This window comes from Vibrio sp. T20, from assembly GCF_007858795.1.
Taxonomy (GTDB): Bacteria; Pseudomonadota; Gammaproteobacteria; order Enterobacterales; family Vibrionaceae; genus Vibrio; species Vibrio satsumensis.
In genome coordinates this window covers 61,110-84,443 of sequence record NZ_VFEB01000091.1, presented here as the reverse complement: position 1 = coordinate 84,443, position 23,334 = coordinate 61,110, and the positions used below count along the sequence as shown (strand labels likewise).

23 protein-coding genes are annotated in these 23,334 nt (G+C 40.7%); 12 read left to right on the top strand and 11 right to left on the bottom strand.

Annotated features, from left to right (window positions below; genetic code table 11):
* Positions 1–53 precede the first annotated feature (53 nt).
* Genes FTW16_RS10070 through FTW16_RS10050 form a run of 5 tightly spaced genes read left to right on the top strand, consistent with a single transcriptional unit; the run spans position 54 to position 5,937 of the window.
* A complete protein-coding gene (locus tag FTW16_RS10070) occupies positions 54–581 on the top strand; it encodes a hypothetical protein (protein ID WP_146490938.1) in 528 nt (175 codons plus the stop codon).
* Entirely contained in the window at positions 581–3,382 is a 2,802-nt protein-coding gene (locus tag FTW16_RS10065; protein ID WP_146490937.1) for a CS1-pili formation C-terminal domain-containing protein, read from the top strand. The genes FTW16_RS10070 and FTW16_RS10065 overlap by 1 nt, the downstream gene beginning before the upstream one ends.
* Positions 3,383–3,393: 11 nt before the next feature.
* Positions 3,394–4,098, top strand: a complete 705-nt coding sequence (locus FTW16_RS10060) for a hypothetical protein (protein ID WP_146490936.1) — start codon at positions 3,394–3,396, stop codon at positions 4,096–4,098.
* Positions 4,055–5,182, top strand: a complete 1,128-nt coding sequence (locus FTW16_RS10055) for a hypothetical protein (RefSeq protein ID WP_146490935.1) — start codon at positions 4,055–4,057, stop codon at positions 5,180–5,182. Before FTW16_RS10060 ends, FTW16_RS10055 begins: the two co-directional genes overlap by 44 nt.
* Positions 5,179–5,937, top strand: coding sequence for a LysM peptidoglycan-binding domain-containing protein (locus tag FTW16_RS10050; RefSeq protein ID WP_261383433.1), 759 nt, complete (start codon positions 5,179–5,181; stop codon positions 5,935–5,937). Before FTW16_RS10055 ends, FTW16_RS10050 begins: the two co-directional genes overlap by 4 nt.
* Positions 5,938–6,789: 852 nt before the next feature.
* On the opposite strand, the gene FTW16_RS10045 is transcribed toward FTW16_RS10050, so the two are convergent.
* Both FTW16_RS10045 and FTW16_RS10040 read right to left on the bottom strand, forming a co-directional pair.
* Complete coding sequence (locus FTW16_RS10045; RefSeq protein WP_261383432.1) at positions 6,790–7,827, bottom strand: helix-turn-helix domain-containing protein; 1,038 nt, start codon at positions 7,825–7,827, stop codon at positions 6,790–6,792.
* Positions 7,828–8,185: 358 nt separating this feature from the next.
* Positions 8,186–9,130 carry a helix-turn-helix domain-containing protein gene (locus FTW16_RS10040; protein WP_146490934.1) on the bottom strand — a complete coding sequence of 315 codons (945 nt, stop codon included), beginning with the start codon at positions 9,128–9,130 and terminating at the stop codon, positions 8,186–8,188.
* A gap of 235 nt (positions 9,131–9,365) precedes the next feature.
* Here FTW16_RS10040 and FTW16_RS10035 point away from each other — a divergent pair, with 235 nt between their 5' ends.
* Together FTW16_RS10035 and FTW16_RS10030 are read left to right on the top strand one after the other, a co-directional pair.
* On the top strand, positions 9,366–10,133 hold the full coding sequence (locus tag FTW16_RS10035) for an EAL domain-containing protein (protein ID WP_146490933.1): 768 nt from the start codon (positions 9,366–9,368) through the stop codon (positions 10,131–10,133).
* A gap of 227 nt (positions 10,134–10,360) precedes the next feature.
* Positions 10,361–12,223, top strand: coding sequence for a hybrid-cluster NAD(P)-dependent oxidoreductase (locus FTW16_RS10030; RefSeq protein ID WP_146490932.1), 1,863 nt, complete (start codon positions 10,361–10,363; stop codon positions 12,221–12,223).
* Between the two features lie 98 nt (positions 12,224–12,321).
* On the opposite strand, the gene nadE is transcribed toward FTW16_RS10030, so the two are convergent.
* Positions 12,322–13,152, bottom strand: coding sequence for an ammonia-dependent NAD(+) synthetase (gene nadE, locus FTW16_RS10025; protein WP_146490931.1), 831 nt, complete (start codon positions 13,150–13,152; stop codon positions 12,322–12,324).
* A 109-nt stretch (positions 13,153–13,261) separates the two neighbouring features.
* Here nadE and FTW16_RS10020 point away from each other — a divergent pair, with 109 nt between their 5' ends.
* Positions 13,262–13,783, top strand: a complete 522-nt coding sequence (locus FTW16_RS10020; RefSeq protein ID WP_017067428.1) for a nicotinate-nicotinamide nucleotide adenylyltransferase — start codon at positions 13,262–13,264, stop codon at positions 13,781–13,783.
* Positions 13,784–13,810: 27 nt separating this feature from the next.
* Entirely contained in the window at positions 13,811–14,296 is a 486-nt protein-coding gene (locus FTW16_RS10015) for a hypothetical protein (RefSeq protein ID WP_060980539.1), read from the top strand.
* A gap of 178 nt (positions 14,297–14,474) precedes the next feature.
* Here FTW16_RS10015 and FTW16_RS10010 read toward each other — a convergent pair whose 3' ends face one another.
* Entirely contained in the window at positions 14,475–15,101 is a 627-nt protein-coding gene (locus FTW16_RS10010; RefSeq protein WP_146490930.1) for an AraC family transcriptional regulator, read from the bottom strand.
* Between the two features lie 175 nt (positions 15,102–15,276).
* Here FTW16_RS10010 and FTW16_RS10005 point away from each other — a divergent pair, with 175 nt between their 5' ends.
* Positions 15,277–16,383: a 1-acyl-sn-glycerol-3-phosphate acyltransferase gene (locus FTW16_RS10005; RefSeq protein ID WP_146490929.1), complete on the top strand. Its 1,107-nt coding sequence runs from the start codon at positions 15,277–15,279 to the stop codon at positions 16,381–16,383.
* Positions 16,384–16,485: 102 nt separating this feature from the next.
* On the opposite strand, the gene FTW16_RS10000 is transcribed toward FTW16_RS10005, so the two are convergent.
* Positions 16,486–17,085 carry a hypothetical protein gene (locus FTW16_RS10000; RefSeq protein ID WP_146490928.1) on the bottom strand — a complete coding sequence of 200 codons (600 nt, stop codon included), beginning with the start codon at positions 17,083–17,085 and terminating at the stop codon, positions 16,486–16,488.
* A gap of 101 nt (positions 17,086–17,186) precedes the next feature.
* Between FTW16_RS10000 and FTW16_RS09995 the strand changes: the two genes are divergently transcribed.
* Complete coding sequence (locus FTW16_RS09995) at positions 17,187–17,489, top strand: YnjH family protein (RefSeq protein ID WP_146490927.1); 303 nt, start codon at positions 17,187–17,189, stop codon at positions 17,487–17,489.
* A 36-nt stretch (positions 17,490–17,525) separates the two neighbouring features.
* On the opposite strand, the gene FTW16_RS09990 is transcribed toward FTW16_RS09995, so the two are convergent.
* Complete coding sequence (locus tag FTW16_RS09990; protein WP_146490926.1) at positions 17,526–17,825, bottom strand: YfcZ/YiiS family protein; 300 nt, start codon at positions 17,823–17,825, stop codon at positions 17,526–17,528.
* Positions 17,826–18,355: 530 nt separating this feature from the next.
* Here FTW16_RS09990 and FTW16_RS09985 point away from each other — a divergent pair.
* A complete protein-coding gene (locus tag FTW16_RS09985) occupies positions 18,356–18,817 on the top strand; it encodes a TetR/AcrR family transcriptional regulator (protein WP_004731875.1) in 462 nt (153 codons plus the stop codon).
* Positions 18,818–19,224: 407 nt separating this feature from the next.
* Here FTW16_RS09985 and FTW16_RS09975 read toward each other — a convergent pair whose 3' ends face one another.
* The 5 genes from FTW16_RS09975 to FTW16_RS09955 all read right to left on the bottom strand — a co-directional run bounded on the left by FTW16_RS09975 (position 19,225) and on the right by FTW16_RS09955 (position 23,334).
* Entirely contained in the window at positions 19,225–20,007 is a 783-nt protein-coding gene (locus tag FTW16_RS09975; RefSeq protein WP_146490924.1) for a heme ABC transporter ATP-binding protein, read from the bottom strand.
* Entirely contained in the window at positions 20,007–21,044 is a 1,038-nt protein-coding gene (locus FTW16_RS09970) for a FecCD family ABC transporter permease (protein WP_146490923.1), read from the bottom strand. The genes FTW16_RS09975 and FTW16_RS09970 overlap by 1 nt, the downstream gene beginning before the upstream one ends.
* A gap of 125 nt (positions 21,045–21,169) precedes the next feature.
* Positions 21,170–22,057, bottom strand: coding sequence for a hemin ABC transporter substrate-binding protein (locus FTW16_RS09965; protein ID WP_146490922.1), 888 nt, complete (start codon positions 22,055–22,057; stop codon positions 21,170–21,172).
* A 165-nt stretch (positions 22,058–22,222) separates the two neighbouring features.
* The gene (locus tag FTW16_RS09960) at positions 22,223–22,636 is read right to left on the bottom strand and encodes an ExbD/TolR family protein (RefSeq protein ID WP_016768804.1); all 414 of its coding nucleotides are present in this window, start codon (positions 22,634–22,636) and stop codon (positions 22,223–22,225) included.
* Positions 22,633–23,334, bottom strand: coding sequence for a MotA/TolQ/ExbB proton channel family protein (locus FTW16_RS09955; RefSeq protein WP_132969242.1), 702 nt, complete (start codon positions 23,332–23,334; stop codon positions 22,633–22,635). Before FTW16_RS09955 ends, FTW16_RS09960 begins: the two co-directional genes overlap by 4 nt.

Sequence of the window (23,334 nt, the reverse complement as noted above, 5' to 3'; positions counted from 1 at the left end):
TTTTGATCATAAGGCACTTAATTTAAGTGCCTTTCTTTTTAGGACTGTGCTAAATGAATGTCAATATAAATTTTTTGTTTCTTTGCTCATCAATTATCTTTAGTCACTATGCTTATAGTACTGAAAGTTATTTATTCCCTCTAAGTACGCAGATTAATAGGGCTAATTTATATGAATATTCCATCAGTGTGAGGTTATCAAAAGAACACATTGTTCTTCAATATGATGATGACAATGAGAGTTTTCATGACGGTTTGTTTTTGTCCTATGTTACGACAACGATTCCTATAAATTCAGGTGATTCATTTGAATATAGTTATAACATTTCTGAGTTCAGTTCATCATGTGAGATTAATGGAACCGGTTTAGTTATAGTTAATGATTTTATTGATCTATATATTGATGGCGTTAATTATCACGATGTGAATAATATTTCCAACTTTATTTTTGACCCCGATAATAGCACTGGGTTTAAGAGGGCAACTAACGAGTTTTCGTTAGTAACTAACCAAAACATATCAAATGATCAGCCATTAATTTGTAACGGCAATATTACATTCAATATGGAGTTAGAGTTATAATGTTTTTAAAATTATGGGTAAGTATAAACAGCCTGATTATAATTGCCTCTATTATAACTTATAGCACAAAAGTGAGTGCTAATATCCCAGAAGGGTTTGAGGACTTACTATCAGAGCAGTCTTTGAAATTAAAGTTAATTCTATCTGCTGATAAAAACCGATCATTTCCTTTGGAAGCACTTGTTGCTGGTGATGAGATTAGAATTAAAGCTTCTCAACAACTAATAGTAGAAGAAATGTTACAAGAAGCGTTTGGGGTAGAACGAGCGATGAGCCTAGCTATGGCTGAATCGCTAGTAATTGGGGTCGCATCGAGCAAAGAGTGCATAGGCTACCGAAGTGAATGTGGTTTATTACCTGAGTTTTATGATTTTGTTTATGTCCCAGAAAGTCACTCTTTAATTGCTCATATTAACTCCCAGTTTCTTGAAGATAAAGAAGAGCAAGTCGCGTTAGAGTTTGTGAGAGCGGAAACTGATCATGATTCAATCATTATGTCACATGGTTTGAATGTATCTGGTTCATACAGTGATACCACAAATTATACGTCAGCATACTCTTACCAACATGAAAATTATGTTGGCTTTGGTAAGTACGGTTACTTACACAATGACGTCAACTTTAGCGACGTGAACGGTTTTAGCTCGGATGACTCATCATATAACTATGTTGACGGTAATACGCGTGTTTCAATGGGGTATAAATACCAAGAACGTTCGTGGAATAGTACTCAGTTTTTAGAGAATAATAGCAAGACTTCTGGTTACATGTTATCCATTGGTTCAACAAAGGAGTTAGTTAAAAAGCTGAGTGGAAAATCTAGACGTGTCTATTTGAATATTCCAAGAGACGGGCGGCTGGAAATAAATGACGACCGAGGGCGTGTACTCCTCAGTCGTAATGTGAGTGCGGGCCAAGACTTCTTCGATTATAACGAGCTTCCTGTCGGTACTTATACCGTTACAGTCAGAATGTTTGATGGAGGAGAAGAGTTTTACAATGAAGACAGGCTCATTGTGAATAACGATTCGTCCTCATTAGTTTCCGGAGAGGTTGATTATCATATAACTGCTGGCTATCTATCTCGCGAGTTAACTAACTCTGGTTTAGATGAGGATTTTGACGAAAATTCAATCAGATTTGCGTATGACAATTATGAAAGTCCAGTCTTTACCAATGGAAAACTGAGTTATCAGGTAGCTGATTTTTTTGCGTTAGGCGGTGGGTCATTTGTCACGGCTGATGATAACTATAATTATATTGGCGGAAATTTATCGCTAGGTGAAGTTTCTAGATTATCAGCAGTTGCTGGAGTGTTTAATGATGGTGCTAGCTTTTATAATATGGACTTAGGCATTTATGACCTAAATCTATCCTATACAAAATTTGAGACTGAATATGCTAGTTTTCGAGATATAAGGCTCTCTGATTTGTTGTTTGGTAACTCAAGTTATATGTCTTTATCGTTCAACTATAACAAGTATTTATCGAGGAATGTGTCATCGTACATTTCAGGGGTATACACCAAAAATCAATATCGAGATTTTACCAATATTTACGTTAACGATTCAGAAAGTTGGTCCGCTAGAAGTGGCGTCCAGATTTTATCATTGCCCCTTGATTCAAAGCTAAACGTGGAGTTCTCAGCTAGTGAATCATATTATATAAATTATGGTGTTATGGCTTCTGTGACGATACCTTTGGGGCAAAAAAATACTTACATGCACAGTACACAAATTCAGTTTGACGATAACGGTGATACCACATTGTCACATAGAGATACAGTCTCAAGCAGTATTTTAAATAAAAAAGACCTTAGTGTCTCAAGCTCTGGTGGTATTTACTACCAAGACGGAGAAAAAGATTCACATAATGCAGATTTATCCTTGTCTGCAAATTACAAAAATAAACATATTGACTCGAACTCATATTTTTATGTTAACTCTGATAGTAGTGCAAATATTTCGGCGTATATTGGAACAAATAATATTATTACCTCAACAGGTGTTGATTTTACTAGTGAAAGATCATCAAGTTACTTTATATCTGCCAATGACACTGGAAATCTTTCGGCTGAGGGTAAGTTTTTAGCAGTCGTAAACTCTGAGCAAAATGGTAAGCAAAGTAACGCATATGTTAGTGAGGATGCTTCAAATATTTACCCGTTAAAAGAATATCAAGAGTATGAATTTGAGTTGGATACAGAAGCATCGGATTTCTATAACAACGGCGAGTCCCATATTTCTGCGACGAGCTACCCGGGTACGGTTATTCGCCTTGATACTTCACTATCAGAGCTGAAATCATTTATTTCAACATTTAGTGATATTAACGGAAACCCTATCGATAGTGTGGAATGTATTGGAGAAGGTTGCTTTTCATCAGATAGGTTGGTCGAAGGAGTCTACCAGTTTAAAGTTAAAAGTAAGTTGCCATTTAAAATAATATCTAAAGTTAATCAATGTGTGATACCCGAGTTGTCAACAGTAGATAATCTAAATTTGGGGAACAACTTCTGTATGCCTTCTTTTGAAGAAAATAGCGAAGGCTATCAGGTTGCCTTAGTAGATGGTGCCTATTACTATTATTTAGGGCAATACAAGGATAGTAATATTGTTTTAGATTATCAGAGGAAAATTAGTGAATCTGGAGTTGAAATTATCAATAAAAAACTGGGTGATTACTCTTATATATTTGCTAAGTCTACTGATTTATTAACAGCTGTACATAAAGTGTATGTCGATGAGCTTATTAATTATGCTGTCTATATGGAATTGACGCCATATGCTTCAAACTATTAAAAGAGAAAATTATGAAACGTGTAGTAATAACCTCAATGTTATTAATAATTAGTTCCTTGAGTCATGCCTTTAGCATCGACAAGATGCTGTTGATCTCAAGCGGTGACGGAAATGGTGTCTTTACACTTACTAGCTCTAAAGTTGAAGAAGAATATATAAAGGGAAGTGTTAGTCAAGTTAATGTAGTTAATGGAGAACTAGAGAAAATAGAATTGACTAAAGACAACCTACCTTTATGGGATCTCGCGCTATTACCCAATAAATTGATCCTCAACCCAGGTGAGCGGCGCCGAGTCTCGGTAAAAAACTTGTGTCAAGTTGACTGTGACAATTTGAAAAAAGATAAGGTCTACCAAGTGACTTTTATGCCGAGTGTTATGGATGGTCAAAAGAGTAAGAGTAGGGTGGGAATTAATTATGGATATGCACCTTATTATATCGTTCCTGCGGAGAACGCAAATGTTCAATATGAGATCCAATACAATGGTTCTGAAGTCTCTGTAGAAAATAAAGGTAACACTTTTTTCTACATGCAGTTTGATAATTGCAAGCAAGGAAAAATAAGCAATAAGTGTAAACAAACTAACACGATACTAGCTGGCCGAAAGAAAACCATCAAATTGGCAGAAGGCCTCAAAAATATAGATTCTCTATCGGTAAAGGTTGCTACTCATGATTACAGTTACAACAAAAAAATTACGATTAATAAGAAATAGTCTAGCTTTTATTGCCTTGTTGTTCATTTCACCTGGTTCTAGCTTTGCTGCTGAGATTTACGGAACAATTACAGCGAACAACCCAGTTGTTTGGAACAACGCAGCGACGAACAGCTACTTTGGTAGTGGTGCAATATCCCCATCAGCTTGGACAATTGCGCAAGAGCAAACTACGGCTGAATGGTATCCAGCATCTATTGATAACCAATCTGTCAACATTGTTAGTTTCGTGAATCATTCAACAGGAGATAGTTTTACCACCAACCTGGAGTTGTTAGGGATTGAATTCAATCTAGGCAGCTCCGCCAATTATTTTACTCAAAAAGACTATGGGTCAAATGTGGGAGCGGGTGTTGCTAATGAATGTGTGAGTTCTACTACGAGTGGTGCGACAGCAAAACTCATACAAGAGTCGACACTTTGTGTATCACGAACAGGATATGTAGCGGCAAGTCGAGTTGAACCATTTAAATTCTATCGACCAGTTTTTTCTATGCCTGATATCAGCACGGATATATCGTCTGCATCTCTTAGCTCTGGGACATACACTGCTTCGATCAATTTGTCGCCAACTTACTTTTTTACCAGTCAAACAGGCACGATGACTTATACCAGAATACCCGAGACGCTGCTTATTACGATTGATTACCAAGCGGCGATCTTAGAGTCCTTAACTGTGTTAGGCAATGGCATTATCGAGCCTCAATATGACACAGCAGTCAAAAGGATATCGGGGTCAACACAGTATGACGTGATCTTAGTTGGAACCTTGCCAAACGGTGTAATGATGACATTCAGTCCAACATCTGGTGATTATGAGTTAACCAACACAGAAAATTCGTTAGAAAAAATACCTTATACAATATCTTGCACTGTTGGGTGTACTAGTGCTGATAAAGTGATTGTTCAAGATGGAATATTAAATACAGCGTCGTTTCCGGACTCTGAAGTGATTACCGTTAATGGAGAGGGAAGTAATCAAGTCAATGTAACGTATGACATTAGCTTTGATATTGATGGAAATGCCATTAGTTCAGGAAACTATCAAGGATCGTTTAATGTTGTTTATGAGGTAAACCTGTGAAGCATCTAGTAATAACTTTTAATGTCTTAATATGCTTGACTTTTTGCGGCTCAGCGATTGCTGAGGAATTAAATTCCCACCGTTTTGGTGTTGGAGCAAGCTATGGTTACAATTTTGATGGAGATATGTATGAAAACTCTCAATCACTCCAACTTATTTACCAATACAACAGAATACAAGTGAACTTAGGAGGAAAACATTATAAGTTGGAGGGGACATCTGAATATATCCCCGATATCTCGGCGCTCTATAGCGTTCATGATGGCGATATACTTGATTTAAAGGTCGGCTTTGGGTTTGAAGATAAGTACCCAACTGTAGAATATGTGGTGGATTATGCGTTGACTCAGAATCTTGGCGCGACCATTTCTCTCAATCAGACACTAAACGATGATTTTGGACAGAATCAAAGAGAGGCGGTTTTGGGGCTGGCTTACTATTTTTACGAGAGTAGAATGGATCATGAATTGAAAAATATTGAACCTCGTCCTTACTCGTTAGACAATGAAGATAAATCACAGTGTTTGACTCTAGCAGAAGAAGGTGATTGTTCTGACAATGCTGAACCTAAAACTCAGCCAAAGGAAAAACCAACAACCAAGGTTAACGTGAAGCCGAATTTACCTTATGTCGTACAAGAGGGTGATTGGTTATATAAAATCTGCCGAGATTATGGTTTTGACTATAAAGAGATCATTGAAAATAACAATATTTCCAACCCCGATCTTATCTATCCAGGGCAAGTACTGAGATAGTTATAGCTCTGTTTAATATTATCCCTAACATCAATTTTAAAGTTGCTATGTAACGCTGAAATGTCACATGGCAACTTTTATTAATATGATCCCCGTGCAATCGTACACGTTATAGCCTTTGTTAAATTGGGGCTCTAACTCTGACTAACTGTTAACCACCACTAGAATCTTACCTCGTAGTTTCCTAGGAATATGAATGAAAGTTTTACAACTTATAGTTTTTTGACTTTAGGAGTTAATACAAAAAAACTATAAACTATAACTTTTAGATTACTCATTATCCTATTCTATAGCCCACAATTATTTTGTAAATGAGCTAAACTGTAGATGTAACTGGTTTACATTTGAGGGTGATTATGAGAATAGAAATAAAAAGTACCATATTTTTGGCTGTATTTATAGTATTCATAAGCTTAGAAACTGCTGCGAGAGTCGATGTGACTTTTTCCGGGATCGTTGGTGGTGACATACGCACTATTTATAGCAAGATACACATGCTGGATAAAAGCATAGATTCCGACCTTGTTTGGGTTAATGGTGATAGTATTGTATTTAATACATATCTTCAAAGAAGTGTATTTGTGCATGAGGTAAGTTTGTAGATACTTGCAATCTTAGCAATGTGTATTAGGCATTTTGATAGCATCTATTTTTTTAATGTTAATATGATAGATGTTAAATGGAAGTATGATCTGTTAAATCGGATTACTTATAACCTTGGAATAAGAAATGGAACGTTGTACACAGAGCTGCTCTTTCAGAAAGGATGTTATTGCACTTTGTAAAAAGAGGCTTAATAAGGCTGGGATAAGCCCATCGGAATTATCACCAGAAGGGCTTAAATTATTAATTCTATGTTCTATAAGAGATAGGCTGACAGCAACTAGTGGAAGATATTGAGCACGGAGATGGGCAGATTTTACATTGTGTTAACAGGTTCATGAATTCGGGTTGAGCTAGTAGATCAACTGTTTTTATATGCATTATCGCTCGTGAATAGTTGTATTTTCCTATTTTAATCGAACCTGTTGGGGATCTTTTCTCATATGCTACAAATGAAAACCCCATTTTTTTAAGTAAGTCTACAGAACTTTTTACCGCAACCGTAGTGTAATAGTCGGTTATATTTGCGCGTTGAGCTAGGTATTTAAATTCTCTATGAAGTTGCAAGCGGAATGGACGTTTATACAGCGAGTGATGGCTTGCTGAATAAAAGATGAGTTTTTTATTTGGTGTGTAAGGAGTTGTTTTTCTTAAGTCGATCTCATTAATTGTTTTTTTATCAAGGCTTTCGACTTCTGATTCAAATGAATCAGATTTAAATATGGCACCAATATTATGACCAAGTAGATTGTTAGTCATACTATCAACATACTTGTAAGCAATAAGCCGATTATTAGCGCAGTAATCCAATAGATCGATTTTTTGCAAACCATGAATGACATTGTCTGCTGATGTTTGAGCATGGAAATTATGTATATCTTGAATAACATTTTGCTCACACTGACTTAGAATTGGGCATTCACATATTAAGTTATGTGGTTGGCTTAGCGAGGTTTTATAGTTTGCACGATGAACTAATGAATTTAAACTATTGTATTTCTCTTCCATGACATCGTCGAATTGGTTGATGCGCTCTTGAACTGGATTAAGTTGCATTTGCTCATGGCTCAATTCTGTTAAGTAAGGCTCTAGATTATTTGTGAACTCTCTGAGAACTCGAATACTGCGGGTAATTGTAGGTTTGGTTGTTCCTCTTTCCCAACGACTTAATGATACTGTATCAATATTAGCTAAATCACCGCCGGTTAAGTTTAATTTAATCGCTGCTTGAGCCTGAGTTAATTCATTCTCTACCCTATACCTTCTCAGGTACTTTCCAAACAACATAGCTATATTCTCCAATATTATTATAAGGAAGTTATTATTATGTTGCTTTCATACTTTTAGTAGGCATCTGAGAAATGCATGGGTTTTGACTTGCCTATTGTGCTGAATTAATGTTCTTTCTCTATCTTTTGTTTTTAATGTTGGGAGTTTATAGCATATCGTTTTGTCGTAACGTTGAGCTAAAGTTACTTGATTAGGACAGGCGATCGCGGTGATAATTTCTAAAGGCTATATAGGATCTTAATTTCATCGAACTAATTGGTCAGAATTTTCCTGTAAGTTTCATATTTGATGTTAAACGAGCTAACTACGCGCTCTTGTTTTTGGCGCATGATTTAGCCAATTAATGAATCCTTGCTCAATAGTCTTTTTCCCAATGAACTGTTTTTAACAAAGTTATGATTTCGGGTCTCGATATGAACTTGTCACTATCGATGCCGTAGAGACAACGTTCGAAGCGTTTATTACCGAGTTTCACTCCGCCAAATTTGGACTCAACATCAACAGCAATCCTCTCAAATCCTAGCTTTTCGAAAAAAGGGTCAATAGTGTCAAGCGCGCTAAAATAGTAGTAACGATGGATGTTTGTGTGTTTTATTAAGTTCTTAACCTGAGAGGTAAAAACGCACTTAAACACTTCGAATGTAGAAGAATATCTATCATAATTGAATCCAGCGAGCTTAGTGTTTTCTTTATAGGGAATGGAGTGGGAGAGATCTAGGCTAAACGTCTTCCCTTCGATTGTTCGTTTAAAATAGTCGAATGGAAAGATAAAACTAATGGAATGTCCTAAGATCTGTTCGTCTGTTCTAGATACGAACTTCTTACCAGCTGCTTTCCCTTTTTTTTGATATTCAAATAGGTTTATCCCGAGTAGGTGTTGAGGGGTATATCCTAATTGGTCATAGAATAATTTAAGGTTGTCCCACATTTCATCATTATCGTTCAGGAGTAGTGGTCTTTCTACAAATTTGCAGTGATTTGCTTGCTCTGCAACGTTATAACCTGATGATGAAATCTTAGATAAGTGTGAGTTAAACCGCACTCTAGATACGTCATCAAACAGTTCATGATCTCTGGGGTTTGGTAGCATGTCGAAGAACTCGCTGAGGTCGGTCTTTAAACAACGCAACACACGAATGCACTTAGAGAGGTGAGGTTTGGTTTTTTCTCTTTCCCATCGGCTTAGAGTAACAACGTCTAGTGAAAGAAACTCTTCGTCGGAGAGGTTAAGCTTTGCGGCGAGCTCTGCTTGAGTTAGCCCAAGCTCTCCTCTGATCTGTTTCAAGTAAGTTCCAAACATTTCCAATCCATTGATATAACGTTAGTTTAGTTAGTCTAGAAGAAAATCTTAGTGTTTGTCTAGTCAAGTTATTGTCTTATTACGCAAGTTGGATGTTGAACAGAACTCATATGGAGACGCACTTGTAACGAACTCGTCCTTCAACTAGGCATTGGTAGTCGGGGGGGATTTTAACGTGCCAATATAATTGAGTTTTTTGTTGATTAAATTAGCAGCTTATAAATGAGGTGCTATTATGCAAACATCAACAAGAGAGCTAAACGTTGAAGTGCTTGTAACGGATATTAAAAATGAGGCGTTTTATCCTGTTTTTCAACCGATAACTAATGGTAATGGAACTGTCGGTGCTGAAGTTTTATTACGCTGGGAAAGAGGATATGACGTAGAGGCGTCAATTCGCTGTCTGTCAGACGTAGGGAAAATAGCGTGGTTTACACAAAAATTCTTACTAACTGTGTCGAAAGTGCTTTTGTCTCGTGAGGCTGACATAGAATTTCTGACGATTAATATTTCTCCTTTGCACGTTTTGAGCCTTACTTTCATTCGCGATATTTACCCAATTTGGCAGGCGTGCAATAAGTTAGGTATCACTCTCTGGATTGAGCTTACAGAAAATGAGCAATATCCAGTGGGTATCGACAAGAAGCGGATGGTTTCACAGTTTGGAGTATGTCGTGGCCTTGGAATTAAGATTGCGATAGACGACTATGGCAGCGGATATAACGTCGGAGAAGCTTTAATTAATGTAATCAAACCGAGTGTATTGAAGATCGATAGATCTTTCATGAGAAACCGGAACGATAATTCGACCTTTTGGGAGCGTTTAAGGTTCTTATCTCGAAAGTATCAAATTGAATTGTTGTCAGAAGGGATAGAAAACTATGATGACCTGAGTTTTGCAAAGTCACAGGGCATAGATTACTTTCAGGGCTATCATTTGGGTAAGCCTGGTTCATTGAATCAGCTCTCGAAACAAGGTACAGGATATTGCCGATCTCAATAAACTTAGCGTGAAGTTATCATGTTTGTTGGGTATGAGGAACTCTGTAGCGTTAGTCAGTGAAGTTCGCCGTTTTTAAATGTGTGAGAGTAGAGAGGCTATCGGTAAACTTCGGAACAGGTTTGGATGTATGCATTTGTGTTTTGGTCTCAAGTGTTTAATGCCTACCAGTTTATCTATTTATAACCATTTGTTAGCATTGGGACAAACAACAAAACATTGGAATCGTTATGTCGCAGTCGCAGCTACCTTCGGATCAAGAGCATTCAGTTCAAAAGCCTTCTTTATCTCAAATTAATGTGTTTCCGGTAAAGTCAGTGGGTGGCATTGCGCTCTCTTCTGCTTGGGTCGAAAAACAAGGCCTTACCTTCGACAGACGTTTTATGTTGGCATTGGCTGACGGTTCGATGATCACGGCGCGTAAGTATCCGAAAATGGTTAAGGTATCTTCAAGCTTGCAACCAGGCGGTTTGATTTTTACTTATGAAGGCAAAGAGCCGCTGCGCCTAAGATATGCAAACTTCAAGATGCAAGAAGCGCCAGCAACAGTTTGGAAGGACAGTTTCACTGCTTACACCACCAATGATGAAGCCGATGATTGGTTCAGTGATGTGTTGGGTGTTCGCGTTGAGTTATTGTTCTCTGGTGAGCAGTCGAATCGTGTTCGCGAAAAGCTCGGTCATAATGTGAGCTTTGCCGACGGCTACCCAATGTTGGTGATCAGCCAAGCCTCTCTTGATGAACTCAATCGCCGAAGCCCAGAAACACATTCAATGGACCAGTTCCGCACTAACTTTGTGGTTTCTAATACTGAAGCTTTTGCTGAAGATGGTTGGAAGCGCATTCGAATTGGTGAGGTTGAATTCGAAGCGGTCAAGCCTTGTGAGCGCTGTATCCTAACGACAGTCGATGTTGAGAGTGGCGAATTTAGAGCAACAAAAGAGCCGCTTAATACCTTCTCTACATTCCGAGCCAATGAGCGCGGTGGCGTTTTCTTTGGTCAGAATCTTGTGGCTAAAAATGAAGGCTTAGTTAAAGCGGGTGACGTGGTTGAAGTACTCGAAACCAAAGAGAAAGAACACTATGAAGACACTTGGGTTGAGTCACTGCATCTAACCTGTGTTGAGCGTGAAGAGATCGCTCGAGACTTTACAACTTTCTGGCTAGAGCCAGCGAAAGAGAACCACACTCTACCAAGTTACCAGCCTGGGCAACATCTACCGATTGAGATGGTGATTAATGGCGAGAAGGTTTCTCGTCGTTACACGCTATCGTCTAGCCCATCTCGAGCGGGTCGTTTAGCGATTTCAGTGAAGCGAGTGGACGATGGTCAAATCTCAAACTGGCTCAATGATCACTTCCAAGTAGGTGATACGCTTGTTGCTCAAAACCCAGATGGCGCTTTTTATTTAGAAGAAAATTCAACGCATCCGTTACTACTTTTATCTGCAGGTAGTGGGATTACGCCTATGTTGTCGATGCTTCGTTATTTAGCTGATCACGGTCAGATTGATGATGTGGTTTTCTATCACCAATGCAGCAGCGAAGAAGACATTCCTTATCAAGCTGAGATCGATAAGATTGCCAACGAGCATACAGGTTTACGTGTGATTTATTCGCTAAGCCAACCAGCTAAGGAGTGGGATGGTTTATCTGGACGTTTGAGCGTGTCTCATGTCGCTAAAATTGAAGAGTTACACAGACGTCAGGCCTTCGTGTGTGGCCCTGATGGCTTCATGGATAATGCCAAGAAATTGTTGATTCAAATGGGGCTTAATCCTCAGCACTACCACCAAGAAGCGTTTGGTGTTGCTCAGTCTACTGAAGAGGCTGTGAAGCAACTGCAGTTAAGTGTGAACGGTTACCTGTTTGAAGGTAATAACCAATCAACCCTGCTAGAGCAAGCTGAGTCGGCCGGTGTGTCTATCGCTTCTAGCTGTCGTGCTGGTTTCTGTGGCGCTTGTAAAGTGACCCTTGAGTCTGGGCAAGTTCACCAACCTGATGTGCCTGCATTACAAGAGCATGAGCGCAACATGGGGCAGATACTGGCGTGTTGCAGTGTGCCTCAAACTGATATCGAAGTTGTGGATTAACGACTCGTTAGGTCAAAAGGACAAGCACTAAATAGAAAAGGCCGGAAGCTCACTAAAATGAACTTCCGGCCTTTTGGGTTCTGAGATTAATTCAAAAATTAATCGTAGATCGTTGGGATTGGTTGACGCTTGTGCTGTGTTGCTTTGTAGATGCTCACTAAGCGATCGGATACGTCTTGAGGTACTTCTTTACCTTCAAGGAAATCATCGATTTGGTCATAAGAAAGGTTCAGTGCAGCTTCATCCGCTTTCTGAGGGTCAAGCTCTTCGAGATCCGCGGTCGGTACTTTCTTAACAAGTTGCTCCGGAGCACCCAGAGTTGCAGCAAGTTCACGAACTTGACGTTTGTTCAGGCCGAACAAAGGTGCTAAATCACATGCGCCATCACCGTGTTTAGTGTAGAAGCCTGTGATGTTTTCCGCTGAGTGGTCGGTGCCGATTACAAGGCCGCCAACGTAACCCGCAATTTCGTATTGTGCGATCATGCGAGCGCGAGCTTTCACATTACCTTTCACAAAGTCGATTTTTGCTGAATCTGTTGGTAGCAAGCCTGTATTTTCAAGCGCAACGTGAGATGCTGCGTGCAGCCCATCAACGCCTGCTTTAATGTTTACGGAAACAGATTGAGAAGGCTGAATAAAAGACAGAGCAAGCTGCGCTTCGTCTTCATCTTTTTGTTCGCCGTAAGGTAGGCGAACGGCGATAAATTGGTAGTCGTTGCTGCCAGTGCTTTCGTTTAGGCCGTCGATTGCCATTTGCGCTAAACGACCACAGGTTGTCGAATCCACACCGCCACTGATACCAAGGATCAGAGACTTGCAGCCTGACTGCTGAAGTTTCGTTTTGATAAAGTCCACACGACGAGTCACTTCGAAGTGAGGGTCAATTGAAGGTAGTACGCGCATTTCGTCACGAATTAACTGTTCCATTCGTATTCCTTTCCTGCAAGCAAATTAAAAATCTAGTGTTATCATACCTAAATCATCTGATTTAAAAACCTCTTTGCACAAGCTTAGAAAGAGAAGGCAGTAATTTATAATGGAAAAAATAGCCATTTTCGGTAGTGCGTTTAATCCACCGAGCTTAGGGCACAAAAGTGTGATTGATTCGTTGGCTCACTTTGACAAAATTCTACTGGTTCCAAGTATTGCCCATGCTTGGGGAAAAGAGATGCTAGACTTTGATACGAGATGTCAGTTAGTTAACGCATTTATTAGCGATCTTTCACTGGATCAAGTGGAGCTTTCTTTGATCGAAAAGAGCCTATTTACTCCAGGTGAAAGCGTAACGACTTATGCAGTGCTCAGTGAGCTTCAAAAGTTACATCGTGACGCTGAACTGACGTTTGTTATTGGCCCAGATAACTTCTTTAAGTTCTCATCTTTCTATAAATCAGATGAGATTACCGAGCAGTGGTCTGTAATGGCTTGCCCTGAAAAAGTCAAAATTCGTAGCACAGACATACGTAATGCGTTGATAAGTGGAAGCGATGTGGCAAAACTGAGTACAAAGTCAGTTACAAAGATGTTGCAAGATAGTGGACTGTATCAGATAATGTAAGTTCACTAATCAAGAGGTCAGAGGACTATGCTAAAGCGCGCGATACCAGCGACGATGATCATTGCAGCATGCAGTTTACCTGCTCATGCTGAGTGTGACTTTTTTAGTTTAGATTCGATCATGCTGACCTCTGATGATGAAAATAGCTGTCTAGATTTCTCTACAAGCCTTGAATCTTTCGGTCAGCGCATGATGGAAATCAGTGGGCTGAGTGATGATGAACCAGAAAGCACACCGGATTATTGGTCTGACTGGGTTCTTCAAAGTAAAGACACGCCATTGCTGACACAAAGCATTGAATCAAACTATGTTGGTTTGGGTATGTGGTTTCCAGAAGATCTTGAAGATGAACAGTATGATATGTCGACTGAAGAGTGGTTGATGAATCATGGTCTTCAACTCAGCATCGGTTTTGGTGAGAAAGTGGAAGGGCAACCGCGCATGCGCTTTGATTATCGTTGGCATGACTCGCGAGACGCTGACTTAATGATGCAGGTTGAATTGCCTTTCTAGACTGTTAGATAGTTAATCTACGTTAAAATTTTAAGAATTAAAAAAGCCGCAAAACTGAGTTTTGCGGCTTTTTAGCAACTGGTGTTTTTAGCTTGGTTCAAAAACTTGGGTGATAGAGTGACTTGAAGTTCGGCATCACTAGTCTAGTGAGTGAAGAACGGGTGCTGGCTCTCCTTGCCTAGAGGTCTTCACCGAACACTAGCATGCACAGCTGTTCGAACTCTTCTTCTTTACCTGAGAACAAATCATCAATCACAAGTGCGCGTTTCTGACCAGATTGCATGCGCTTCTTCGCCTCGCGCATTACCATCACTAAGGTGTGTTCTTGCGGTAGGTTTGAGTCATCAATGTTCCATTGATTGAATCGCTGAGACAAAGCACTTTCACAAAGCAGTGGTTTAAACGCTAATACTTCTTGCTTCAATACAGAAAGCATATCTTTAAATGCTTGTTCGGTATTGTTGGCATTTGAAGTACGAGCTTTGGTTAGCTCTAATTTTTCCAGTAACGCAGAAGAGAGGTTTGTTTGCGTGATGTAGCCCGCTTGTCTAGGGAATGAATCCGTCAAACGCACAGAAAAGTCGACGCGGTTAACCTGAGTGTTTGGAAAGTAGGTCAATGATGTTAGGCAGTCATATGGAATCCAGACGCTTTGTCCTGGTTCAACGGCATACTCTTGTTTACCTAGCTTTATCAAAACCAAGCCACTTTGAACCGATACAAGGCTATGCTTAAGTACTTTCTTGCGTGGTGTGATCACCAAGTGTAAAAAGTAAGCCGATGTATATTCAATAGCGAAGTTCATAGATAGTACCTTAATTTTGGGGCGTCAAGATTACCGTTAATCTTAAAGAATGCCAACAATAACAGGGGATTTTCGATGTTTCTGGTCTGACCTTGTCAAAAGTATGGGCTCTGTAGCTGCGAGAAGTCAAAACAACGCGTAGAATGAGCCAGCTTTTTATTATATGAATGAAAAAATGACCTCTCCAACCGATCCATATGTTGATATTCGTCCTTACGGCGATGATGAAATTCCAGCGGCACTAAACCGTCTTATTAATGATGAAGAATTTATCAGTGCAATCTTGCACTACCGTTTTTCAAACCATGCGTCTTGGTTCAAAGCATTAATGAGTCCGATTTTGCGCGTGTACTTAAAAATGAAATGGAGCAAGCTGACCAGCGTTGAATCCATTCAGATTGAAGTGAAAAAGTACTTACGTGACACGCTAGCGAAAACCACTAAAGGTGTAACGTACACTGGTGTCGAGTCACTGGATGCGAATCAAGCTTATCTATTTGTATCAAACCATCGTGACATTGCTATGGATCCTGCGTTGGTAAACTACGCTCTGCATCAAAATAATCATCAGACTTGTCGTATCGCTATTGGTGATAACCTGCTGAAGAAGCCATGTGCGACGGAATTGATGCGTTTAAACAAGAGCTTCATCGTAAAGCGTTCTTTGAAAGGACCGCGTGAGATGATGAAAGCACTAGGGCAGCTGTCTTCTTATATTAAGCATTCTCTAGAAACGGGTAACTCAATCTGGATCGCTCAAAAGGAAGGTCGCGCTAAAGACGGTAACGATTTTACCGAGCCAGCAATCTTGAAAATGTTTCACGTTGAAGGACGTAAACAAAAAATTGCTTTCCCTGAATACGTGAAGTCATTGAAGATCGTTCCTGTGGCTATTTCTTACGAGAATGACCCATGTGATATGGCTAAAGCGATAGAGCTTTTTGAAAAAGACGTAAACGGCAGTTACGAAAAGGGTGAATTTGAAGATATCGAAAGTATCATTCAAGGTATCATCGGCAATAAAGGTCGTGTTCATGTCGGTTTCGGTCAGGTTATCGACCAAGATTTTGATACGCCAGAAGCGCTTGCAGAAGAGATTGATCGTCAGATCCACGATAACTACAAGCTGTTCCCAGTTAACTTGCTAGCAGCGGAAAGAGAAGACGAGTCGATTACAGCTGCGGTTAAGCAAGAGTTTGAAGAGAAGTTATCGACTTTGCCACAAGGCGCTCGTCAATACTTGATCGATAGCTATGCGAACCCAGTGAAGAATATCGGCTAATGAGTGTTAGCAAACAAGTTCATTGATGGAACTGAAAAAGGAGCCTTAGGCTCCTTTTTTGTTGCTGGTCATCTGCTTTTAAGACCTAAAGTTTAGGTTGAACTATCGAGCGACGGCGCCACCGAGTTCTAGGTTTGTTGGCCAAGTCGTAACGTTGTTGCCACCTAGGTATATATTGCCTTTTACTGTCATGGTCTCGGGAAACGTTGTGACCCCAGAACCACCTATATATAAGTCGCCATCGATGACTATCCCGTTTGGTAGCTCTGTCAAAGGCGTACGAATCACGCTCAGATCTCCTTTCACTCTAAAGCCATTGGGTAGCCTCTGAAGTGGAGTGTCTGTGAGGTTAATAAATCCGCCCACTCTTACTCCTCGTGGCCAACTGGTAATCTGACTGCCAATTAAGTCGGCGTAGCCTTTTATCTTAACTCCAGTCGCAACTCGAGAGAGCTGGCTGTTAGACGCTTTGAGGCTACCGTTAACTTCTAAGCCTTTAGGCAGGCGAGTGATCGCGGTGTTCTCTATATTTAGATTGCCATCAACGATTAACCCAGTGGGTAGTGAGGTGTAAGGCTTATTTCGTAAATATAAGTTTCCGTAATTATCCAGATGGTTCAATATTTGATACTGATCGAGTGGTTCTGCAGTCACATTTGTTATGGTTAAAGAACCAATAATAAGTGCAATTATTCGGAGCATAATGGGCTTCTTATTACGATAGACGTTAACACTATAATGAAAAAATTATCCTCGCATAGTGTTTTACTCATTTGTTGGTAGGTAAAAAGGATTAAGAGACAATGAAAGGTAGATCTTTGATTCGAATAAAGCGTAAAATTTTGAAAATTTTTGTGATTTTATCCGCGGTGTTGTGTTCAATATCAGCAAGTGCTAATAAAATAATATCAACGCCAGCCAAGGCGGCAGTCGTCGTCACTCAGAGTGGTTCACAGCAACGAGTTTGTTATTACAATGATAAGGCATATAGTGTTGGTGCTGTCGTTGAGGTATCAGGTGTTGTAATTAAATGTGCGGCTGAAAATGACTTTGAGACTAATGGTGCTCTAGGTTGGGTTGAAATAATAAAAAAAGACGAGCAGTAAACTCGTCTTTTAATTATATGTGTACAGGTGCTTATATTAACGTGCTAGAGAGCGAGTCTTAAGTTCGAATATAATCTTCTCGGCGCTGACTTCAAATTTAAAGCGTGCGTGCAATTCTGTACTTTCTTCTGTCATCTCTGATGCTTCAAATTCAACATTGCTAGACACTTGCTTTGCTAACTCAACATACTTAGCGAATTCAGCTTCAATAAGGGTTTTAGAGTTACCGTAAACCGTTACTTCAGCAACATCGTCGCCTTCTTTGATGATGAAGCCAATTTCGCCTGCGCAACCGCAAGCCTCACATACATCATTGTTACCAATATCTTGGCTCATAAATAATCCTCTTACAAAGTCTGAGGTTATTCTAACGAGCAATTTGAACTGTATCTACAAAAATTAAAACCTTTGAACTAATTTGTACTGGTATGCTATGTTGTTTGTTAAGGTGCTTAATGAATATCTACATTCGCGCCGATAAATATGTATGTGATTTACCTCACGTTTTGTTGAAAAGGAATGTTATTAATTTGTCAGAATATCATTCACTTAGTTGCGCCAGGAATGATTTTATAAGACTATCTATCGCTTGATAGGTATTTATACAATGAATTTTTCGTTGGGTATTTCATATTCTAAGTAGTTATTTAAACTTATCGACTTAGGATTGTAAGGTGATTTTCGAAGAATAATTAGACAAAGTGTCCAAAGAGACATCACTGTAAAATTGTTCGTACATAGTATTTGTGTGAATTTAGTTATAAATACTTGCGAAAAAATACCTTGCTCACATAATGCTGATAACGATTTTCATTCTGACTTCATTTGATTGAGTTAGATGGATTTACAAAGAGAAGAGCCTGAATATGCCAAAGCGTAGTAAAGAAGATACAGAAATCACGATCCAGAAGATCATGGATGCCGTTGTAGACCAGCTATTGAGATTAGGTTACGACAAGATGTCATACACGACGTTGAGTCAACAAACAGGCGTTTCTCGTACAGGTATTAGTCATCACTTTCCAAAGAAAACGGATTTTACTGCTGCTTTAGACGGTCGTATTTTCAAGATGTTCATGGAACACATTGACTTCGAAAATGGCCTTGACGCATTTTCAGCTAGCTGGGTTGCAGCACTTGAAGACGCTGAGTTCCTAGCAATCTTACGTTTACTTTTCCATCATATCGTTACTGCTGAGAGTGCTCATGAGTTCGCTGCAAACGGTATTGATCGTCTATACAAGCTGACTGAAACTCAGTTTGGCGATACAAGCGGTAAAGAACTAGAGTGGTTGATTGGTAAATCATTGATTCGAATGAGCCAATAATCAATACACAATGAAAGAAGCTCCTGAGGGGGCTTTTTTTGTGCCTGCAATTTCTCTTTCTCTTTCTCTTTCTCTTTCTCTTTCTCTCTCGAACTCATATCGCTTCTGCTATCTTGCTTTGTGCCAAATGAAGTTATTTCTTTTCTTTTTAAATGCTTACGTTTGCCTCTTATATTCAACCTTAGTTGCTAAAAACTAAGCAACACTAACTGATATTGTTGATTTCTAGAGCCTCAAACGCTCGGAGTGGGACGTTTTGGAGTTCATTGCTATGGTTGCTAATAAAATGGAGTTTAAGACGGGAGAGAGGCTATGAGCCAATAAAAAGCCTCGAGAAAATCGAGGCTTAGAGTGACTTAACTGTTATTAGGAACGAATACTCAAAATGAGTGGGTTCTAAATCGAGTCTATTGTGCGGGGTGAACCTGAGGGAAGCTCATGGTTGGATGTTTTTCGACGATACTTTTGTAGCCGTATACATCCTCAATCATAGAAGGTTGAAGTGCCTCCCAAGGGCTGCCATCGCAAACTAAGTGACCATCTTTTAGGACTACGAGTCGGTCGGAATACTGAGCGGCCAGGTTTAAGTCATGTAGCACTACGATTACGGCCGCATTTTGGTTGTCGGCTAAATCTCTCGCGATCTTTAAGGTGTTGTGCTGGTGGGCAAGATCCAGTGCAGATGTTGGTTCATCAAGCATCAAGATACATTGATCGCCAGAATAATGAAGCTGAGTTAGCACTCGAGCCAAGTGAACTCGCTGTTTTTCACCGCCAGATAGCGAAGGGTAGAGCCTTTCACTTAGGTGTGTTACATCAGCAACATCCATTTTTTGGCCAGCTATGTTGGTGAGCTTCTTGTTGGACTCTTGTAAGGGGAGCCCACCAAGCTCAACAACTTCGTGTGCCAAAAATGGGAAGGTCAAGGTACTGTGCTGAGGAAGCATAGCCAAATGTTTTGCCAACTTATGCGAAGGCCACTTATCTTTGGTGTGTCCAAAATATTGGATATCACCCTTGCTCGAAATCTCTTGGCATAACGCTTTAAGTAGAGTGCTTTTCCCTGCGCCATTTGGCCCAAGCAGTGTGGTTACCTTTCCTGCTTCAATCTCAATAGAAACACCATCTAATATCACTTTACTACCGAACTTCACTTCGATGTCGGTCGCTTTTAACGCTGAAGGAAACATTAAAGGATTCTCCCTTTCTGTTGAAATAGAAGGTACAAGAAGAATGGAGCACCGATGATTGCAGTAACAATGCCTACTGGCAGTTCTGCTGGTGCAAGTACCACGCGTGAGAACATGTCTGCAGCTGTTAGTAGTAATGCGCCTAGTGCCGCTGATAGGGGCAAGAGAATACGGTGATCCGGGCCAGCCAACATGCGGCCCAAATGGGGGATAACAAGACCGATGAAGCCAATCATGCCAGATAGGCTAACCGTGACACCAACGCCTGCAGCAGTCAGTAGAATCAACCTTCGCTTTAGCTTTTGTACTGGGATACCAAGATGCTGTGCTTCTGATTCGCCAAGTAACAGGGCATTCAGTGACATTGCTTGACGGTAGAAGACAATAAATAGTACGCCCAGAGTGACAGCCGCAAGCAAAATACCTGACCACTTCGCGCCCGCTAATGAACCCATTGACCATAATGAAAGATCACGCAGCATTTGATCATCAGCAATGAAGTTCAAGAAGCCAATACCTGCGCCTGAGAGTGCGCTGATCGCTACACCTGCTAACAACATGATGGTGACTGAAGTACCGAATTTTCCCGTACCTAGCTTATAAACCAGCAGCGTGGTTAAGGCTCCACCTAAAAAGGCAAATATAGGCACTGCTGCAAAGTTCATGAAAGCGGGGTATTGCAGTGAAAGCTCAGAGAAAAGCACGATGGCTAATGCTGCACCTAATGAGGCTCCGGCAGAAACGCCGATGATTCCTGGCTCGGCAAGTGGATTTCGAAACAAGCCCTGCATGACCGCGCCACACAAAGCGAGAATTGCGCCGATTAGTATGCACAATATCGTCCTAGGTAAGCGAATTTCTTGAATCACCAAATTGATGTGAGGTGCTAAGTCATTATTTGGTTGGAGCAGGCTGGCTGCGCTGTCAGCCAAGCTAATGTTCATTGGCCCAACAGTGATCGAGTACAGCGCGACGAAGAGTAAGGTAGCTCCTAGGCCTAACATCGATGTTTTCAGTGGGACGGATCGTAGCAACATAAAGAGCCTCAATGTCTATCACCCGCTTCAATACTTATCACCGACTTCGCAAAAAGCGAGACGGTGATGAGTATTAAGCAAGCAACAGTAAAAATAGGGTAGTTGAGTTATAGCGGGTAGATAAGTTATAGCGGATAGATAAGTGCGTTTAATCGCTTCGCTTCAGAAAGGCTTTCAAGACCAAGCCCTCCAACCAAAGCACTGCCATTAACGGTAATGATTTGCTTGTTCATACCTGCAGGAGTTGCCGCTAACATAGGCAACGATTTCAGGATGGCATCAGCACCGCCCATTTTTTGGTAGCTACGGCCACTGACTAGAATCACATCGGGTTGCATTTCTACCAGTGACTCCATCGACAGTGGCTTGTAAGACGTTAGGCTTTGAGCAGCAGGGTTCACACCGCCAGCCAATTGAATGATCGCATTTGGTGAAGTCTCACCACCGGCAACGTTCGCAGGGCGACTTTCATGCAGCAATAAGAAAAGCACCTTCTTCGCTTCGTTGCTTGGTACTTGGTTTGCTTTCAGTGCAGCAATCTTCTGATTTACTTCAGCTTTAACTTGCTGTGAATGTGCTTCGGTATGGGTAATCTTCGCGATTTGGTCGATACGTTTTAATAGCCCTTCAACATTCGCTTCGGTATTGACGATCTCTACATCGACACCCGCTGATTTCAATTGAGACATAGCGTTGTCTGGTCCCATTTCATCTGAGCCAATTAACGTGGTCGGTTCTAGGGCAAGTAAGCCTTCCGCAGACAGGTTTCGGTGATAACCAATCTTTGGCAGGTTTTCTGCTTGAGGAAAGTGGCTGGTTACATCAATCGCGACCAACTGCTCTTCAGCACCTAATGCCAAAACCAATTCAGTAACAGCACTACCGGCACTGATGATTCGAGGTTGTTCAGCATCGTTGGCCATTGCGGGTGCACTAAGTGCCAAGCTCATAGCGGCAACTGAAAGGAGATGTGTCTTGGTCTTTAATTTATTGAGCACGTTTAAGTTGTTCATAATAAGTTCTTTGTATTTTCTTTTTGTATCGCGAAGATACTCAGTGAGCAGTCCGTTCGCATTGTGAGTTTGAATCGATAGAGAGGCTTAGTTCTGTCTATTTGGTCTTAGCTATCAGGAGCCAAATTTCATAAACGCTAGGCTTCATAAAAATTGAGTGTTGTTCTAACCATCGTCCGTGAGCAGTTGAGTCGCTGGTATTCCGTTCTCTTGAAGGAATGACAGCAACTTCACTAGGTTCTCCACGTTGGCGGCTTTATCTGCGCCAATGATGATCGGTTTTTTATCCGTTGAGCCTGTCTCTTCTAACAAGGCAATCTTGAAGTTTTCCCAGTCGATGTACTCTTGGCCGTTAATCGCCCAGTAGGGTTCATGGTCAAGGATGTTGACGCTAATCGAGTCTTTGTGGACTTCAGAAACGTTTTTAACGTCAGAACTAGGCAGCTCAACTTCCAGTGACTCCAGCTTTACTGATGCTGTAAGTAATAGAAAAACCATCACGATAAAAATGATGTCGAGCAGCGGTGTTAAGTCCGGCGCTAGGCTCTGTGTGTGAGATGAGTGGGGCGTCTTAATCATGCTTGGCTCACATCACCGATAGAGGTTTTGTTGACAGGCTTACCTTGAGTATCATCAGATTGATTCGTTTGAATCGACATACCTTCTAGCCACACATTCACATAGTTCAGAGTATGTTCTAACTGAGCCAGTACTCGGTCGGCCCACAGCCCAAGTAGTTGAGCGCCTGAGATCGCAGGAAGCGCAATCATCAAACCTGCAGCTGTAGTTCTCATTGCTAAGCCTAATCCGTCGGCTAGATCGTTCGGCGTAATGCTTCCGGTTGTAGCTGCAACCCCTTTAAACATCTCGATAAGTCCAAGTACCGTACCAAGCAGGCCAATGAGCGGGCTGATCACGCCGATTAAACCAAGTAGTCTTAAACCTGCATGAAGCTGGTGGCGTTTTTCTTGTAGCCAGATCCCTGCTGCATCTTCACGCAGTCCTTTCGAAAAAGAGTGGTGAGCAAGCAACATCGACACGCCCTTGTACAGTAGCGGTCGTTTTCCTGAGATAGATTGTGCTAATGCTTCGATCTCTTTGCTGTTGGTTGGTGAGATCTGGTTGAGCTCTCGACGAATCGCACGTTTGCCAACACCAATGCTTAACATCACTTGGAAGATACGTTCAGCGATGATCATTGCTGTTAATGCAGAACAGATGAGAAGAGGCCAAGTCATTAAGCCAAGTTGATCTTGTAAGTAACTGATTTGTTGCAT